The organism is Pseudomonas sp. GM30, assembly GCF_000282275.2.
GTDB lineage: Bacteria > Pseudomonadota > Gammaproteobacteria > Pseudomonadales > Pseudomonadaceae > Aquipseudomonas.
In genome coordinates this window covers 204,496-222,429 of sequence record NZ_AKJP02000001.1, presented here as the reverse complement: position 1 = coordinate 222,429, position 17,934 = coordinate 204,496, and the positions used below count along the sequence as shown (strand labels likewise).

Annotated in this window: 16 protein-coding genes; 11 read left to right on the top strand and 5 right to left on the bottom strand. The window is 60.4% G+C overall.

Annotated elements, in window-relative coordinates; genetic code table 11:
* Positions 1 to 91 precede the first annotated feature (91 nt).
* Entirely contained in the window at positions 92 to 670 is a 579-nt protein-coding gene (locus PMI25_RS01070) for an acyl carrier protein phosphodiesterase (protein ID WP_007963185.1), read from the bottom strand.
* 169 nt (positions 671 to 839) lie between these two features.
* On the opposite strand from PMI25_RS01070, the gene PMI25_RS01065 reads away from it, so the two are divergent.
* From PMI25_RS01065 to PMI25_RS01050, 4 genes are all read left to right on the top strand, one after another.
* The gene (locus PMI25_RS01065) at positions 840 to 1,160 is read left to right on the top strand and encodes an ArsR/SmtB family transcription factor (protein WP_003222436.1); all 321 of its coding nucleotides are present in this window, start codon (positions 840 to 842) and stop codon (positions 1,158 to 1,160) included.
* A gap of 5 nt (positions 1,161 to 1,165) precedes the next feature.
* On the top strand, positions 1,166 to 2,332 hold the full coding sequence (locus tag PMI25_RS01060; protein WP_007963184.1) for an MFS transporter: 1,167 nt from the start codon (positions 1,166 to 1,168) through the stop codon (positions 2,330 to 2,332).
* Positions 2,333 to 2,362: 30 nt separating this feature from the next.
* On the top strand, positions 2,363 to 3,412 hold the full coding sequence (locus tag PMI25_RS01055; RefSeq protein ID WP_007963183.1) for an alkene reductase: 1,050 nt from the start codon (positions 2,363 to 2,365) through the stop codon (positions 3,410 to 3,412).
* A 159-nt stretch (positions 3,413 to 3,571) separates the two neighbouring features.
* Positions 3,572 to 4,021, top strand: a complete 450-nt coding sequence (locus PMI25_RS01050; RefSeq protein ID WP_007963182.1) for a hypothetical protein — start codon at positions 3,572 to 3,574, stop codon at positions 4,019 to 4,021.
* Positions 4,022 to 4,365: 344 nt separating this feature from the next.
* On the opposite strand, the gene emhR is transcribed toward PMI25_RS01050, so the two are convergent.
* Entirely contained in the window at positions 4,366 to 4,998 is a 633-nt protein-coding gene (emhR, locus tag PMI25_RS01045; RefSeq protein WP_007963181.1) for an efflux system transcriptional repressor EmhR, read from the bottom strand.
* Between the two features lie 267 nt (positions 4,999 to 5,265).
* Between emhR and emhA the strand changes: the two genes are divergently transcribed.
* The 7 genes from emhA to PMI25_RS01010 all read left to right on the top strand — a co-directional run bounded on the left by emhA (position 5,266) and on the right by PMI25_RS01010 (position 15,256).
* Positions 5,266 to 6,420 carry an efflux RND transporter periplasmic adaptor subunit EmhA gene (emhA, locus tag PMI25_RS01040; RefSeq protein ID WP_007963180.1) on the top strand — a complete coding sequence of 385 codons (1,155 nt, stop codon included), beginning with the start codon at positions 5,266 to 5,268 and terminating at the stop codon, positions 6,418 to 6,420.
* 3 nt (positions 6,421 to 6,423) lie between these two features.
* The gene (emhB, locus tag PMI25_RS01035; RefSeq protein ID WP_007963179.1) at positions 6,424 to 9,573 is read left to right on the top strand and encodes an efflux RND transporter permease subunit EmhB; all 3,150 of its coding nucleotides are present in this window, start codon (positions 6,424 to 6,426) and stop codon (positions 9,571 to 9,573) included.
* Positions 9,570 to 11,030, top strand: coding sequence for an efflux RND transporter outer membrane subunit EmhC (gene emhC / locus PMI25_RS01030; RefSeq protein ID WP_007963178.1), 1,461 nt, complete (start codon positions 9,570 to 9,572; stop codon positions 11,028 to 11,030). The genes emhB and emhC overlap by 4 nt, the downstream gene beginning before the upstream one ends.
* Before the next feature lie 365 nt (positions 11,031 to 11,395).
* On the top strand, positions 11,396 to 12,655 hold the full coding sequence (locus tag PMI25_RS01025) for an OprD family porin (RefSeq protein WP_007963177.1): 1,260 nt from the start codon (positions 11,396 to 11,398) through the stop codon (positions 12,653 to 12,655).
* Between the two features lie 187 nt (positions 12,656 to 12,842).
* Positions 12,843 to 14,033: an NAD(P)/FAD-dependent oxidoreductase gene (locus tag PMI25_RS01020; protein ID WP_007963175.1), complete on the top strand. Its 1,191-nt coding sequence runs from the start codon at positions 12,843 to 12,845 to the stop codon at positions 14,031 to 14,033.
* Positions 14,034 to 14,059: 26 nt separating this feature from the next.
* Complete coding sequence (locus PMI25_RS01015; protein ID WP_007963173.1) at positions 14,060 to 14,416, top strand: DUF1641 domain-containing protein; 357 nt, start codon at positions 14,060 to 14,062, stop codon at positions 14,414 to 14,416.
* A gap of 21 nt (positions 14,417 to 14,437) precedes the next feature.
* Complete coding sequence (locus tag PMI25_RS01010; RefSeq protein WP_007963171.1) at positions 14,438 to 15,256, top strand: methyltransferase domain-containing protein; 819 nt, start codon at positions 14,438 to 14,440, stop codon at positions 15,254 to 15,256.
* 104 nt (positions 15,257 to 15,360) lie between these two features.
* Here PMI25_RS01010 and pcaC read toward each other — a convergent pair whose 3' ends face one another.
* From pcaC to PMI25_RS00995, 3 genes are read right to left on the bottom strand one after another with little or no spacing between them, the layout of a single operon-like run.
* A complete protein-coding gene (gene pcaC / locus PMI25_RS01005; RefSeq protein ID WP_003222417.1) occupies positions 15,361 to 15,753 on the bottom strand; it encodes a 4-carboxymuconolactone decarboxylase in 393 nt (130 codons plus the stop codon).
* A 10-nt stretch (positions 15,754 to 15,763) separates the two neighbouring features.
* Positions 15,764 to 16,555 (bottom strand): 3-oxoadipate enol-lactonase, encoded by a 792-nt coding sequence (gene pcaD / locus PMI25_RS01000; RefSeq protein ID WP_007963168.1) that lies wholly within the window; start codon positions 16,553 to 16,555, stop codon positions 15,764 to 15,766.
* Positions 16,556 to 16,567: 12 nt separating this feature from the next.
* Positions 16,568 to 17,932, bottom strand: a complete 1,365-nt coding sequence (locus PMI25_RS00995; RefSeq protein WP_007963166.1) for a 3-carboxy-cis,cis-muconate cycloisomerase — start codon at positions 17,930 to 17,932, stop codon at positions 16,568 to 16,570.
* Between the last annotated feature and the right edge of the window lie 2 nt (positions 17,933 to 17,934).

Sequence of the window (17,934 nt, the reverse complement as noted above, 5' to 3'; positions counted from 1 at the left end):
GGAGCTGGCTTGCCAGCGATAGCGGTAGACCAGCCGACACGAATGTTGAATGTGCCGACGCCATCGCTGGCAAGCCAGCTCCCACAGGGATTCAGGGTGTTGTTGAGGATTGTGCGAAGTCTTGCAATTGCGGGTAGAACAACGCGAAATCCTCACTCAGCGGCTCATACAACCGCCGCAATTCCTGCATCGCCCCCGCCAATTCCTCAGGCCGCGTCAGACGCCGCGAGATCCCGCGCAGCACCTGCTCCAGCACTTCAAACTCCTGATACGACCCCAGCCAGTCATTGGCAACCATGTGCGGCGCGATTTGCGCCAGGCGCTCGGGCAATTGCCGTTCATTCGACAGCACCCGGTACACGTCACGGGTGAACTGCTCCAGCGGTTGATCGGCGTACAGCGTCCAGTCCCGCGCCAGACAATGGTCGAAAAACACGTCGAGGACGATCCCGGCATAACGCCGCCGGGTCGCGGTGAAACGCCCGAGGGCGATGTCCACCAACGGGTGGCGATCGGTGAACACATCAATGCGCCGATGCAGCTGAATCGCCGCTTCAATCGGCGGCGCAAACTGCCCTTGCAGGCGTCCTTTGACGAAATCGCCATACAGACTGCCGAGTAATTGCTCGGGGCGCTGGCCTCCGAGGTGTAAATGTGCGAGATAGTTCATGGGCGCAGCTTAGCACTGCGCGCTTTCATCGTTACAGCACACGTATCGTTATAACCCGATATACCGATTTATGCGGTCGTCAGATCAAATTCATATTGGTATATCGCGAAATACCGATTTAAAGTTCGCCTCATCGCGATATAGCGCTACAGATCACGAGCATAAAGCCATGAACCTCGACCTCGACGAAATAATAAAAGCCCTGGCACACCCAGTACGGCGAGACATCCTCATCTGGCTGAAAGACCCCAAAGCCCAGTTTCCTGAGCAGATTCACAACCACGAGTACGGCATCTGCGCCGGGCAGATCGATCAACGCTGCGGCCTGTCGCAGTCGACCGTCTCCGCCCACCTGGCAACCCTGCAGCGTGCAGGTTTGATCAGCAGCCAGAAAGCCGGACAGTGGCACTTCTTCAAACGCAACGAGGACGTGATCCAGGCGTTCCTCGACGCCATCGTCAAAGAGCTCAGCGCTCCCACAAGGAATTGACTTAAATGCCCCTCTCGCTACTCATTCTGGCCTTGAGCGCCTTCGCCATCGGCACCACCGAGTTCGTCATCATGGGCCTGCTGCCCGATGTGGCGGCCGACCTCGGTGTGTCGATCCCCGGCGCTGGCTGGCTGGTGACCGGTTACGCCCTGGGCGTGGCCATCGGTGCGCCGTTCATGGCACTGGCCACCGCAAAACTGCCGCGCAAGGCTGCACTGGTAGCGCTGATGGGGATTTTCATCGTCGGTAACCTGCTGTGCGCCATCGCCAGTGACTACAACGTGCTGATGTTTGCCCGTGTCGTCACCGCGCTGTGCCACGGTGCGTTCTTCGGTATCGGTTCTGTGGTAGCTGCCGGGCTGGTGGCGCCGACCAAGCGTGCATCCGCCGTGGCGCTGATGTTCACCGGCCTGACCCTGGCCAACGTGCTCGGTGTACCGTTGGGTACGGCGCTGGGTCAGGAAGCCGGCTGGCGTTCGACTTTCTGGGCGGTGACCGTGATTGGTGTGATCGCGCTGATCGGTCTGATCCGCTTCCTGCCGGCCAAGCGTGACGAGGAAAAACTCGACATGCGCGCCGAACTCGCCGCCCTCAAAGGCGCCGGCATCTGGCTGTCGCTGAGCATGACCGCGCTGTTCGCCGCGTCGATGTTCACCCTCTTCACCTATGTCGCACCGCTGCTCGGTGACGTCACCGGCGTCTCGCCAAAAGGCGTGACCTGGACCCTGCTGCTGATCGGCCTCGGTCTGACGGTGGGCAACATCATCGGCGGCAAATTGGCGGACAAGCGTCTCGGCGCGACCCTGATCGGCGTGTTCGTGGCGATGGCGGTGGTTTCCACCGTGCTGAGCTGGACCAGCGTTGCGCTGATCCCGACAGAAATCACTCTGTTCCTCTGGGCCACCGCTTCGTTTGCCGCCGTCCCGGCGCTGCAAGTCAACGTGGTGACCTTCGGCAAGGCCGCACCGAACCTGGTGTCGACCCTGAACATCGGCGCTTTCAACATCGGCAACGCCCTGGGCGCCTGGGTCGGTGGCAGCGTCATCGCCCACGGTTTCGGCCTGACCAGCGTGCCCCTGGCCGCCGCCGCGCTGGCCGTGCTCGCGCTGCTGGTGACCCTGATCACTTTCCGTCAGAACGGCGATGCCGGCCTGGCCCCTGCTACCCACTGATTAACCACTTCACTGACGAGGGTTGTACACATGGCAACTATTTTCGATCCGATCAAACTGGGCGACCTCGAGCTGTCCAACCGCATCATCATGGCCCCGCTGACCCGCTGCCGCGCTGATGAAGGCCGCGTACCGAACGCGCTGATGGCCGAGTACTACGTGCAACGCGCCTCCGCCGGTCTGATCCTGTCCGAAGCCACTTCGGTGACGCCGATGGGCGTTGGCTACCCGGACACCCCGGGCATCTGGTCCAACGATCAGGTGCGCGGCTGGACCAACGTGACCAAAGCGGTGCACGCGGCCGGCGGCAAGATCGTCCTGCAACTGTGGCACGTCGGCCGCATCTCGCACCCGTCGTACCTCAACGGCGAAACCCCGGTCGCGCCGAGTGCTATCCAGCCGAAGGGTCACGTCAGCCTGGTTCGCCCATTGGCCGACTATCCGACCCCGCGCGCTCTGGAAACCGCTGAAATCGCCGAGATCGTCGAGGCCTACCGCACCGGTGCCGAAAACGCCAAAGCCGCCGGCTTCGACGGTGTGGAAATCCACGGCGCCAACGGCTACCTGCTCGACCAGTTCCTGCAAAGCAGCACTAACCAGCGCACCGACAACTACGGCGGCTCCCTGGAGAACCGTGCACGTCTGCTGCTGGAAGTGACTGATGCGGCGATCGACGTCTGGGGCGCCGGCCGTGTCGGCGTGCACCTGGCACCCCGCGCCGACTCCCACGACATGGGCGACGACAATCTGGCCGAGACCTTCACTTATGTGGCTCGCGAGCTGGGCAAGCGCGGCATCGCCTTCATCTGCTCCCGTGAGAAAGAAGGCGCCGACAGCCTCGGCCCACAATTGAAAGAAGCCTTCGGTGGTGCGTACATCGCCAACGAACGCTTCACCAAGGACAGCGCCAATGCCTGGCTGGCTGAAGGCAAGGCAGACGCGGTGGCGTTCGGCGTACCGTTCATTGCCAACCCGGATCTGCCGGCCCGCCTGAAGGCCGATGCACCGCTCAACGATGCGCGTCCTGAATTGTTCTACGGCAAAGGCCCGGTCGGCTATATCGATTATCCAGCGCTGTAAAAAACATCAACCAACAAGTAAGCCCTGCCTCGAAAGAGTCAGGGCTTTTTTATTTGCACACATTTAAAGATTCGCCTTCAAAAGAATATAAACCTAAGCTTCGCCTTGCTACTTACCACTTGCACATCAACCAACTTAATCAAGCAAGGATATATAAAAATGAATAATATAGACCCAAATAAACTTACATTTCTCCTGCAAATCACCAATGCCACGGACTCTACTTTCTGGCTTGATGATTCCTCTCCAAAGCACCCGCCCTTGACCCCTATCGACAAGATCCTTCCTTACCAGACCGTTTTTATGATGTTTGAAGGAGATCCTCATCTGAAGCAGGACATCGTTATTGATTACGATATCAAAAAAGAGATATTCAGCACTTACGTCTGTTACACCAACTACAAACAGAAAGTACAGTTCGACACCTCGCTCAGTTATTGCTACAGAAAAATGGCGGGGCACCGGGCTCCAAAATTCGAACTCTTCTGGGATAAAAATGCTTTCTCTATTGGCGCCGAACCCATCACCTGCGACGCATTATTGGCAAATGAAAACCCGGTTTATCCTTACAGCAATAAGATGGTCGCATTTATGACGCCATCGGCCTGATAGAGAGTTACCCCCTCATGCAGTAACGGTAGAGGCGCAAGGCAACTCACCACCGTGGCTCCAGCCCATCGGAAGTGACACAGCCCAGTGGTAAAAATCGGGCACAGGGGACACAGAAACAAAACGGACCGGTTGGTGCGTATCGGCTGCTCGGCGCCCTTTTAGCCCGAGCGTTAACACTCATTCACACAGTCGACACAAAACCCCTACAAAATACGTAGCTCGCTACCTATCAACCCGACCGACGTACGTATATAAAAGCACCCCATTACAGAAAGTCTTGAAGCAGGGACATTTCCCCGCTTCAAGTCTTGACACGGATAGATTCAATTACGCATTTTGTTTCATTTGCGCAGACTGGGGCTCAGGCGCAGCATATCCAGCCCTGTATCGACCCAGCGCTCGGCTTCGGCATGCAATTGAAAGCTGTCCGGCGCCAACAGCCATCCATACAGGAGGCCATCGATATACGCATGAATGCTGATGGCCGCCCTGGCAGTGTCGAGATTTTCCGGCAACTGGCCGCGATTGACCGCATTACGCAAGGTCAGGCCGATGCGCAGGTTGCAATCGAGACTGGCCGTGCGGCGCTGCTGGCGCAGATCGCACATTTCATCGGTGAATTCGCACTTATGAAACAGAATCTCGTTGATGCGACGGGTCTTCGGATCCAGGGCTACCTGATGGAACAGATGGATCAACAGCTTGCGCATGCACCCCAGCGGGTCGAGTTCATCCTCGCTCTCGCTGGCCTTGGCCAATTCATCCAGCGGTTCATGCAGGCTGTCGAGCATCGCCTGCACCAGATCAGCCTTGTTGCTGAAATGCCAATAGATGGCCCCGCGCGTGACGCCGGCCATTGTCGCGATATCCGCCAGGGTCGTGCGCGCCACGCCCCTTTCATAAAACGCTTTCTCGGCCGCTTCGAGAATCTGGCTGCGCGTTTCCTGAGCTTCCTCTTTGGTACGACGGACCATGGCAGTAAAACCTCAAACGGGATGTTTCAGGGATGGCTGAATATCCGCTGAATAAAGAGGGGGCCGATCTCTCACGAATCGGCTCCCCGGCCTACAATTTCAAACCTTGCGACGCATTTTGTAACAGGGTGGGTACGACGCCAAGCTATTTACAAACAACCATGAACGTAAGTATATTCCTTAGCAAGCTACTTATCCACTCGACCCGATTTTTTTACCCTTTCACACTTCTTGTGCGCAATGTGCGCGCCTGACCCGAGGATCTTCATGCAATTCAAGCCAGCTGTTACCGCTCTGGTCACTGCCGTCGCCCTGGCATCGCTGCTCAGCGGATGTAAAAAGGAAGAAGCGGCTCCAGCCGCTCCGCCTCCTCAGGTCGGCGTCGTCACCCTGCAACCACAAGCGTTCACCCTCACGTCGGAACTGCCGGGCCGCACCAGCGCGTACCGCATCGCTGAAGTTCGACCACAGGTCAACGGCATCATTCTCAAGCGTCTGTTCAAGGAAGGCGGCGACGTCAAAGCCGGCCAGCAGCTGTATCAGATCGATCCGGCAGTCTATGAAGCGACCCTGAAAAGCGCTGAGGCCAACCTGCGTTCGACCAAGTCGATCTCCGACCGCTACAAGCAACTGGTCGATGAGCAGGCCGTGAGCCGCCAGGAATTCGACACCGCCGTCGCCAATCGCATGGAATCGGAAGCGTCGCTGCAGAGCGCGCAGATCAACGTGAAATACACCAAGGTCTACGCGCCGATCTCCGGTCGCATTGGCCGTTCTTCGGTGACCGAAGGCGCGCTGGTCAGCAATGGTCAGGCCGACGCGATGGCGACGATCCAGCAACTGGACCCGATCTACGTCGACGTCACCCAGTCCTCGGTCGAGCTGCTCGAACTGCGCCGCGAGCTGGAAAGCGGTCGTCTGCAGAAGGCCGGCGACAACTCGGCAGCGGTCAAGCTGACCCTGGAAGACGGCAGCCAGTACAAGCTCGACGGCAAGCTGGAATTCTCCGAAGTCTCGGTGGATCCGACTACCGGTTCCGTGACCTTGCGCGCCGTGTTCCCGAACCCGGATCACACCCTGCTGCCAGGCATGTTCGTCCGTGCCCAGTTGCAGGCCGGGGTCAACGCCGCGGCCATTCTGGCGCCGCAGCAAGGCGTGACCCGCGACCTCAAAGGTACGCCGACCGCACTGGTTGTCGGCGCGGACAACAAGGTTGAACTGCGTCAGCTCAAGGCCAGCCGTACCGTCGGCAGCCAGTGGCTGATCGAGGATGGCCTGAAAGCCGGCGATCGTCTGATCACCGAAGGTCTGCAGTACGTTCGCCCAGGTGTTCAGGTCAATCCGACCGAAGCGACCAACGTAGCCAAGAACCCGGCCCCCGCTCAAGCAGCTGACAAAGCCGCTGGCGGCAAAGGGGAGTAACTCATGTCGAAATTTTTTATCGACCGTCCAATTTTCGCCTGGGTAATTGCCTTGGTGATCATGTTGGTCGGGGCACTATCGATCCTGAAATTGCCGATCAACCAGTACCCGAGCATTGCGCCTCCGGCCATCGCGATCTCCGTGACCTACCCGGGTGCTTCGGCACAGACGGTTCAGGACACCGTGGTCCAGGTGATCGAACAGCAACTCAACGGTATCGACAACCTGCGTTATGTATCCTCGGAAAGTAACTCCGACGGCAGCATGACCATCACCGCGACCTTCGAGCAAGGCACTAACTCCGACACCGCGCAGGTTCAGGTTCAGAACAAGCTGAACCTGGCCACCCCGCTGCTGCCGCAGGAAGTGCAGCAACAGGGTATCCGCGTGACCAAGGCAGTGAAGAACTTCCTGCTGGTGATCGGCGTGGTGTCGCGTGACGGCAGCATGACCAAGGACGACCTGTCCAACTACATCGTGTCGAACATGCAGGACCCGATCTCGCGGACCGCCGGTGTCGGTGACTTCCAGGTCTTCGGTGCCCAGTACGCGATGCGCATCTGGCTCGACCCGGCCAAGCTGAACAAGTACAACCTGACTCCGGCTGATGTCAGCAGCGCGATCTCGGCGCAGAACGTTCAGGTGTCTTCCGGTCAGCTCGGCGGTCTGCCGGCGCTGCCTGGCCAGCAACTGAACGCCACGATCATCGGCAAGACCCGTCTGCAGACCGCCGAGCAGTTCAAGGCGATTCTGCTGAAGGTCAACCAGGACGGTTCGCAAGTGCACATCGGCGATGTCGCCGACGTTGGTCTGGGTGGCGAAAACTCGACCATCTCGGCACAGTTCAACGGCAAGCCATCGTCCGGTCTGGCGGTAAAACTGGCCAACGGCGCCAACGCCCTCGACACTGCCAAGGCGCTGCGCAAGACGATTGACGAACTCAAGCCGTTCTTCCCGCAAGGCATGGAAGTGGTGTTCCCGTACGACACCACCCCGGTGGTGACCGAATCGATCAAGGGTGTGGTTGAAACCCTGGTCGAAGCGATCGTGCTGGTGTTCCTGGTGATGTTCCTGTTCCTGCAGAACTTCCGTGCCACGGTCATCACCACGATGACCGTGCCGGTTGTATTGCTCGGTACCTTCGGCATCCTCGCGGCGTTCGGCTTCAGCATCAACACCCTGACCATGTTCGGTATGGTGCTGGCCATCGGCTTGCTGGTGGACGACGCCATCGTCGTGGTGGAGAACGTCGAGCGGGTGATGAGCGAAGAAGGCTTGTCACCGAAGGAAGCGACCAAGAAGTCCATGGGCCAGATCCAGGGCGCTCTGGTCGGTATCGCGCTGGTGCTGTCGGCGGTACTGCTGCCAATGGCGTTCTTCAGCGGCTCCACCGGTGTGATCTACAAGCAGTTCTCGATCACCATCGTTTCGGCCATGGCCCTGTCGGTAATGGTTGCCCTGATCTTCACCCCGGCATTGTGCGCCACCATGCTCAAGGCCATCCCGAAAGGCGAGCACGGCACGCCGAAAAAAGGTTTCTTCGGCTGGTTCAACCGCAGCTTCGACCGTGGCGTGAAAAGCTACGAGCGCGGTGTCGGCAACATGCTGTCGCGCAAAGCGCCTTACCTGCTGGCCTACGTACTGATCGTGGTCGGCATGATCTGGCTGTTCACCCGCATTCCGACCGCGTTCCTGCCGGAAGAAGACCAGGGCGTACTGTTCGCTCAGGTGCAGACCCCGGCCGGCTCCAGCGCCGAACGTACGCAAGTCGTGATCGACGAAATGCGTTCCTATCTGCTGGATAAGGAAGCGGGCGCAGTGGCGTCGGTGTTCACCGTGAACGGCTTCAACTTCGCCGGTCGTGGGCAGAGCTCGGGTCTGGCGTTCATCATGCTCAAGCCGTGGCACGAACGTGATTCGAACAACAGCGTGTTTGCCCTGGCCCAGCGCGCCCAGCAGCACTTCTTCAGCTTCCGCGATGCGATGGTGTTCGCCTTTGCTCCGCCGGCAGTACTGGAGCTGGGTAACGCCACCGGTTTCGACGTGTTCCTGCAGGACCGCGCCGGTATCGGTCACGAAAAACTGATGGAAGCGCGTAACCAGTTCCTCGGCATGGCTGCGCAGAGCAAGGTGCTCTACCAGGTGCGTCCGAACGGGCTGAACGACGAGCCGCAATATCATCTGGAAATCGACGATGCGAAGGCCCGAGCCCTGGGCGTGAGCATTTCCGACATCAACAGCACCCTGTCGATCTCCTTCGGTAGTAGCTACGTCAACGACTTCATCGACCGCGGTCGCGTCAAGAAGGTGTACATCCAGGGCCAGGCCGGCTCGCGGATGAGCCCGGAAGACCTGAAGAAGTGGTACGTGCGCAACAGCGCCGGGACCATGGTGCCGTTCTCCGCATTCGCCAAGGGCGAGTGGATCTACGGCTCGCCGAAACTGGCGCGTTACAACGGTGTGGAAGCGATGGAGATTCTCGGGTCTCCGGCGCCGGGTTACTCCACCGGTGAAGCGATGGCCGAAGTCGAAGCGATTGCCAAGAAGCTGCCGGCCGGTGTCGGTATCTCCTGGACCGGTCTGTCCTACGAGGAACGTCTGTCCGGCTCTCAGGCGCCAGCGCTGTACGCCCTGTCGCTGCTGATGGTGTTCCTGTGTCTGGCGGCGCTGTATGAAAGCTGGTCGATTCCGATTGCGGTCATGCTCGTGGTACCGCTGGGGATCATCGGTGCGTTGATGGCCACCAGCCTGCGTGGGCTGTCCAACGACGTGTACTTCCAGGTGGGCCTGTTGACGACCATCGGTCTTGCGGCTAAAAACGCCATTCTGATCGTCGAGTTCGCCAAGGAGCTGCATGAACAAGGGCGCAGTCTGCGCGATGCGGCGATCGAAGCGTGCCGCATGCGTCTGCGACCGATCATCATGACCTCGCTGGCGTTCGTCCTCGGTGTAGTACCGTTGGCTATCTCCACGGGCGCAGGTTCGGGCAGCCAGCATGCGATCGGTACGGGCGTGATTGGCGGTATGCTCACGGCTACGATTCTGGCGATCTTCTGGGTCCCACTGTTCTTCGTCACGGTTTCGTCCATGGGCCAGCGTAAAATCGCCGACCAGGATGAGACGACTGAAACTCCTAAAGAGGCTGGCCAATGAGCAAGTCGCTACTCTCCATCGCAGTCGCCGCCTTCGTGCTGAGCGGTTGTTCGCTGATTCCTGACTATCAGCGGCCAGAAGCACCGGTTGCGAACCAGTTCCCGCAGGGCCCGGCTTACTCGCCGGCCCAGGCACCGGCGCAAGCCGCTGCCGAGCAGGGCTGGAAGCAGTTTTTCCATGACCCGGCCCTGCAGCAACTGATCCAGGTATCGCTGGAAAACAACCGCGACCTGCGTGTCGCGGCGTTGAACATCGACGCCTATGCGGCTCAGTACCGCATCCAGCGTGCCGACCTGTTCCCGGCCGTTTCGGCGAACGCCACCGGCAGTCGCCAGCGCGTTCCGGCACGGGCTTCGCAGACCGGTGAAGCGGGCATCACCAGCTCCTACACCGCGACCGTCGGCATCAGCGCCTACGAACTCGACCTGTTCGGTCGGGTGCGCAGCCTGAGCGAACAAGCGCTGCAACAATACTTCGCCACCGAAGAAGCGCGCCGCAGCACGCAGATCAGTCTGGTGGCCAGCGTGGCCAACGCGTACATGACCTGGCAGGCCGACAAGGAACTGCTCAAGCTGACGCAAGACACCCTCGGTGCGTTTGAAGAAAGCTACAAGCTGACCAGCCGCAGCAACGAAGTCGGTGTGGCCTCGGCGCTGGACCTGGCGCAGTCGCGTACCTCGGTGGAAAACGCCCGGGCGCAACTGGCCAAGTACACCCGTCAGGTGGCTCAGGACGAAAACAGCCTGACCCTGCTGCTCGGCACCGGCATCCCGGCCAATCTGCAAGCGGCCAAACCGCTGTCGGATGACCTGCTCAGCGACGTACCGGCCGGTCTGCCTTCGGACCTGCTGCAGCGTCGTCCGGACATCCTGCAAGCCGAGTACAACCTGAAAGCGGCCAACGCCAACATCGGCGCCGCCCGTGCAGCGTTCTTCCCGAGCATCAGCCTGACCGCCAACGCGGGCAGCCTGAGCCCGGACCTGTCCGGTCTGTTCAAGGGTGGTTCGGGGACCTGGCTGTTCCAGCCGCAGATCAACCTGCCGATCTTCAACGCCGGCAGCCTGCGCGCCAGCCTCGACTACGCCAAGATCCAGAAGGACATTGGCGTGGCGAACTACGAGAAGTCGATTCAAACCGCCTTCCAGGAAGTCGCCGACGGCCTGGCCGCGCGCCAGACCTACACCGAGCAGTTGCAGGCACAGCGTGACTTCGTCGCAGCCAACCAGGATTACTACCGTTTGGCCGAGCGTCGTTACCGTATCGGTGTCGACAGCAACCTGACCTTCCTCGACGCCCAGCGTCAGTTGTTCAGCGCGCAACAGGCACTGATCACCGACCGCCTCGCGCAGCTGACCAGTGCGGTCAACCTGTACAAGGCCCTGGGTGGTGGCTGGAATGCGCAGACCGCGCAGAACGAACCGCTGAAAGAAGAAGCACCGAAGATGAAGCTGTTCTGATCATCCGGTGAACACAAGGAGCCCGCCATTTGGCGGGCTCCTTGTTGCCTGAAAATCAAAAGATCGCAGCCTTCGGCAGCTCCTACATTTGAAATGCGTTTCCCCTGTAGGAGCTGCCGAAGGCTGCGATCTTTTGCTGTTCGATAATCGCCCAAAACCCGCTTTCACCGATTGAATCCCGCCCACCGCGCCCCGCACCATTCGCTCCACAACACCAATAACAACAGGTTCGACACCATGCTCCCGCGCCCTGCCTGGCCCGGCTGATCACCGCCGCCTTATCCCTGAATCTGCAATTTCTTGCCCGCCCCGAAAGCGGCGCAACGAACCCATTCGCCCTAAAAAAAATAACAAGAGACCCTGCGATGACTCATCCAACTGCGCCGTACGCCCTCCCCGGCCTGATCGCCCTGGCCCTGACCGGCGTCGCCCTGCCCGCCGCAGCCGAAGAAGCCGGTTTTGTCGAAGGCGCCAGCGCCAACCTGAACCTGCGCAACTTCTACATCAACCGCAACTTCACCAACCCGACCAAGGCCCAGGGCAAGGCTGAAGAGTGGACGCAGAACTTCATCCTTGATGCCAAATCCGGCTTTACCCAGGGCACCGTCGGCTTCGGCATGGACGTGCTCGGCCTGTACTCGGTAAAGCTCGATGGCGGCAAAGGCACCGGTGGCACGCAACTGTTGCCGCTGGATCACGACGGGCGTCCGGCAGACAACTTCGGTCGCACCAACGTCGCGTTCAAAGCCAAGCTGTCGCAGACCGAAATCAAGGTTGGCGAATGGATGCCGGTGCTGCCGATCCTGCGCTCGGACGACGGCCGTTCGCTGCCGCAAACCTTCCGTGGCGGGCAGATCACCTCGAAGGAAATCAACGGTCTGACCCTGTATGGCGGGCAGTTCCGCGCCAACAGCCCGCGCGATGACAGCAGCATGAGCGACATGTCGATGTTCGGCAAAGCGGCGTTCACCTCCGATCGCTTCAACTTTCAGGGCGGTGAATACCAGTTCAACGAAAAACGCACGCAGATCGGCCTGTGGAACGCCGAACTCAAGGACATCTACAGCCAGCAATACCTCAACCTGACTCACAGCCAGCCACTCGGCGACTGGACACTGGGCGCCAACCTGGGCTTCTTCTACGGCAAGGACGATGGCAGCGCCCGCGCTGGCGAACTCGACAACAAGACCTGGTCGGGGATGTTCTCGGCTCGCTACGGCGGCAACACCTTCTACGTCGGCCTGCAAAAACTCACCGGCGACAGCGCCTGGATGCGCGTCAACGGCACCAGCGGCGGCACCCTGGCCAACGACAGTTACAACTCCAGCTACGACAACGCTCAGGAGCGATCCTGGCAGGTGCGCCACGACTACAACTTCGCCGCCCTGGGCATCCCCGGCCTGACCCTGATGAACCGCTACATCAGCGGCGACAACGTGCACACCGGAACCATCACCGATGGCAAGGAGTGGGGCCGCGAATCGGAACTGGGCTACACCGTGCAGAGCGGCACCCTGCGCGACCTCAACGTACGCTGGCGCAACTCGACCCTGCGCCGCGACTTCAGCAACAACGAGTTCGACGAAAACCGTCTGATCATCAGCTATCCGATCAGCCTGCTCTGAACCCGCACGCCGGCGCTGCATGAGTGGCGCCGGCATCAACCACTGGTCAGCCGGACTGGCGATTTGTCGAGGCGCAGATACAGTCAACAGAGTGTGTAAATTCTCCAGCCTGCTGTAGGAGCCCTTAGTTTTCTTCCGTTATCTCCGGATGCTGTACGCGAAGCTGCCTTGGCCACGGAGGTCAGGTATGAGCAAGCGAATAGTTATCGTCGGTGGCGGTGTAGGTGGAACCATGCTGGCCAATCAACTGGTCGGCAAGCTGTATCCCGAAGTTCTACGCGGCGACGTCTCGATCACACTGCTGTCCAGTTCTCCAGATCATTACTACAAACCTGCGTTCATGTACGTGGCGTTCAGTCAGTTCTTCGAAGAGGAACTCAAACGTCCGGAACGCTCATTGTTGCGCCCGGAAATCAGTTTCCACGTTGAAGAAGTCACCCGTTTCGACTTTCCCGGGCAGCAATTGCGCACCCGTACCGGCAAGCGCTTCGACTATGATTTTCTGGTGATCGCCACCGGCTGCGTGCCGGCGCCGGAACGCATCGCGGGTCTGCAAGAAGCCGGCGACCACTTCTATCAATACCTTCCTGCCCGGCAGCTGGCGCAACGCCTGAACAGCATCGAAAAAGGCCGGATTTTCATTACCGTGTCCTTCCCGCAAACACCGAACGTCCCGCACCAATGCGGAATCGCGCCCGTGGAAACGACATTGATGCTGGATGATTTATTGCGTCGCCGGGGCGTTCGCGAGCAAGTGGAAATCATCTACACCTACCCGACGGTTGCCCAGCTATTGCGCAATTGTCTGTTCTTGCAGCGTCCCACGGGTGAAATCCTGCCGAGCATTTTTGCCCGGAAAAACATTCAATTTCAGCGCGGCTTCACCCTGAGCCATGTGGATCCCGATGCAAAAGTCGCCTACTCGGCCGAGGGCGATGCGCAACCCTTCGATATCCTGATGGCTACTCCGCCAATCCAGGCCGTCGAGGTGGTGCGTGAATGCGGCATCTCACAAGCCGCCAATGATGAAGGATGGCTGCCGACCAATCACGAAACGCTGCAGGTCTACGGTCTGGAGAATGTCTACGTGATCGGCGACACCGTCGACCTGCCGGTCAGCAAGGCCGGCGGCGCCTGTCATAACCAGGCGCCGGTGATCGCCAACAACATCACCGCCCAGATCCGTCTTGGCGCACCCAACTCGGTATACGACGGTCGGGTACAGGCGGTAGCACAAATGGGCCTGAATGCCGGGATGCCACTCTGGTACGACTACGCCCACGATGTATTGCCGACACCCCCGACCAAATTGGGCGGCCTGCTCAGAAACGGTTTCAATCGCGGTCTTTACTGGGCGGTAGCCCGGGGAATGCTTTGACCCTGCACAGGGAGGAGTGATTGCTCATGAACATGCCCGAGGAAATGTCAGCCACGCCCGGGTTCACTGCCTTGATGGCAAAACTGCAGCCGTTAATCGACGGCGGACGCCTGGAGAATATTGTCGACCTGCTTTCACTGGTTTCCGACATCGCCGATCTGCTCGACACGGCCATGGTGGAAAAACTCGCGCAATTGTTCGAGAGCGGCACTGCCGCCACCTGGACAGTCAGTAATGCAGTGCGCAAGGCCAAAGCCGAAGTATCGGCACAGTCAGAGGCGCCGGGCACTCTGGCGTTACTCAAACTGCTGAATGAAGAGGACACACGCAAAGGCGTGGCCGTTGTCCTGAAAACCCTCAACGTCATTGGACGACAACTGTAATCCGCCAGAGAGGACCTCCTCATGAGCGCCAAACTCGAAACGGCAGGGAACGCCTGCACTCACTGGGACGCCAAGGCGTACCAGCAGTTTTCCCGTCTCAGGCAACGCCCGGTCAACGAATTGCTCGACCGAGTCGATCTGCACGACCCCAAACGCATTTATGACCTGGGCTGCGGCACCGGCATCGCCACACAGTTGCTGGCCGAGCGCTGGCCGCGTGCGCAGTTGCTGGGGGTCGACAGCTCGCGGCAAATGCTTGATCAGGCTCGTTGCCTGCCGATCAACGCCCAATGGCAAGAGTGCGACCTGCTCGATTGGCAACCCGGACAACCCGCCGACCTGCTGCTCGCGGCGGCGGTGCTGCATTTCATCGGCGATCATCAACAGCTGCTGCCGCGCCTGCTGGGGCATCTCACCCCCGGCGGCTGTCTGGCGGCGCACATGCCGGACTGGCGCGATGCCCCGTGGTATCGATTGATGCTCGACACCCTCGACGATGCCGGCCCGGGACACACCCCCATCGGCACAGCAGAACTGCACCGGCGCATGGCGGCGCGGCCGTTGTTGACGCTGGAGGATTACTACCGCTTGCTGGCGCCGCTGACCACGTCGCTGGATATCTGGGAAACCGAGCAATTGCAGGTGGTTGACGGCAAGTCACCGGTGTACGACTGGGTGAAGGTTTCGGCGCTGCGGCCGGTGATGCAGACGCTGACGTCAGAGGAACAGGCGCGGTTTATCTATCACTACCTGATGCGGGTACACAGGCATTACCCGCCGGAGAAAAACGGGCAGACGCTGTTTCCGTTCAAGCGGATTTTCATTGTAGCCAGGGTGTGATGTGTCACGACAAGTATCGCCATCGCGAGCAGGCTCACTCCTACAGATGACCGCGTTCCATTGTAGGAGTGAGCCTGCTCGCGATGGCGTCAGTTCAGGCACCATCACTCCCGGGATTCGACCCCCAGCTCATCCCACACCGACTCCGCCAGATGAAACGTCGCATTCGCCGCCGGGATCCCGCAGTAAATCGCACTCTGCATGATCACTTCCTTGATCTCGCCCCGGCTCACACCGTTGTTCGCCGCCGCACGCAAATGCAGTTTCAGCTCGGCCTCGCGGTTCATCCCGATCAGCATGGCGATGGTGATCAGGCTACGGGTATGCCGTGGCAGGCCCGGGCGGGTCCAGATGTCACCCCAGGCATGACGGGTGATCATCTCCTGGAATTCCGAATTGAACTCGGTCAGCGCATTCAGGCTGCGATCGACGTGAGCATCGCCCAATACCGCGCGGCGTACCTGCAGGCCTTCGTCGTAACGTTGTTTCTCGTCCACAAACTTCCCCTCACTGAGCGTTCAGAAACGCCAACACCCGATCACTGAAATCCGCCCCGGCCTGCACGTTGGACAGGTGCGCGGCATAGAACTCGGCGTACTCGGCGCCGCGCACATGCACCTGAATGAAATGCCCGCCAGACGGTGGCGTTACCGCATCTTCGGTACCCGCGATGACCAGCAGCGGCAGGTTGATCGAGGCCAGTTGCTCACGAAAATCGGCATCGCGCACCGCCGCGCAATTGGCCGCGTAACCTTCCGGCGAAGTGGCTGCGAGCATGTCGGTGATTTTCTTCGCTGCGGCCGGATTGGCCGCGGAAAAATCAGGGGTGAACCAACGGGCAATCGACGCATCACGCAGGGCGACCATCGCTGCCGGGCCATCACGCAGCACGGTTTCGATGCGCGGGTTCCACACCGACGGATCGCCGATCTTCGCGGCGGTGTTGCACACGATCAGTTTGTGCAGACGATGACCGGCATTGATCCCCAGCCACTGGCCGATCAAGCCACCCATCGACAATCCGCAGAAATGCGCGCGTTCGATGTGCAGCGCATCCAGCAAGCCGAGCACGTCGCGGCCCAGTTGCTCGATGCTGTATGGCCCCGGTGTCACCAACGACTGGCCGTGACCACGGGTGTCGAAACGCAGCACCCGGAAATGCTCGGTGAACGCCGGCATCTGCGCGTCCCACATGTGCAGGTTGGTGCCCAGCGAATTGGACAGCACCAGCACCGGCGCATCGACCGGGCCTTCAATAACGTAATGCAGTTCGCCATCGGCGAGTTGAACGAAAGCCACAGCCCTCTCCTTTCAGACAGACAATGCGTTGTGTTCGGCCACCGCGCGCTCGACCCAGGTTTGTGCCTGGCCGAGGTAGTACGCAGGATCGAGCAGATGATCGAGTTCGGTGCTGCTCAGTTCGGCGGTCACTTGCGGCTCGTCGCCGAGCACCGCACGCAGGTGGCGCTGTTCGGCCACCGCGCGTTTGCAGCATTGTTCGAGCAGGTGATGTGCGGTGTCACGGCCGACGCGCTGGGCGAGGACGATGCTCACCGCTTCGGCCAGCACCAGCCCTTGAGTCAATTCGAGGTTGCGCGCCATGCGTTCGGCGTCGACTTCCAGACCATCGGCCAGCAGGCGCGCCTGGTGCAGCGCACCGGACACCAGGCAGCAGATCTCCGGCAGAGTTTCCCATTCGGCATGCCACAGACCGAGGCTGCGTTCGTGCTCCTGCGGCATGGCGCTGAACAACGTCGAGACCAGCCCCGGCACCCGTGTCGCCGCGCCGATCAACACCGCCGCGCCGACCGGATTGCGCTTGTGCGGCATGGTCGAGGAGCCGCCCTTGCCCGGCGCCGACGGCTCGAACACTTCCGCCGCTTCGGTCTGCATCAACAGGCTGACGTCGCGCCCGAGTTTGCCGAGGCTGCCAGCGATCAAACCGAGCACCGCGCCGAACTCGACGATGCGATCCCGCTGGGTGTGCCACGGTTGTTCAGGCAAGCTCAGTTGCAGTTCTTCGGCCAGTGCCTGGGCGATCGGCATTGCCTTCTCACCGAGCGCCGCGAGGGTGCCGGAAGCGCCGCCGAACTGCAGCACTAGCAAACGCGGTTTGAGTTCGCGCAGACGCTGACGGCTGCGGCTCACCGCGCCCAGCCAACCGGCGATCTTCATCCCGAGGGTGACCGGTGTCGCGTGCTGCAACCAGGTGCGCCCGGCCAATGGCGTCGCCGCATGCCGCTGGGCTTGGGTGGCGAGCGAATCAGCCAGCGCTGCCAGATCGCTTTCAATCAGCTCCAGCGCCTGCCGCAATTGCAGGACCAGCCCGGAATCCATCACGTCCTGACTGGTGGCGCCCAGATGCACATAGCGCTCGGCCTCGGCACTGCTCACGGCGATCTGCTTGCCCAATGCCTTGACCAGTGGAATCGCCGAGTTACCGGCCGTGGCAATCGCCTCGCCCAGCGCCGCGAAGTCATACAGACCGGCATTGCAAGCGGCGGCAATCGGCGCCACGGCAGACACCGGAATCACCCCGACTCGCGCCTCGGCCCGGGCCAGCGCCGCTTCGAAATCGAGCATGGCCTGCACCCGGCCCTGATCGCAGAACACCTCGCGCATATCGCGGGCAGTGAAGTAGGCATCGAACAATTGATTGCCCGGTCGCTGAGTCATAA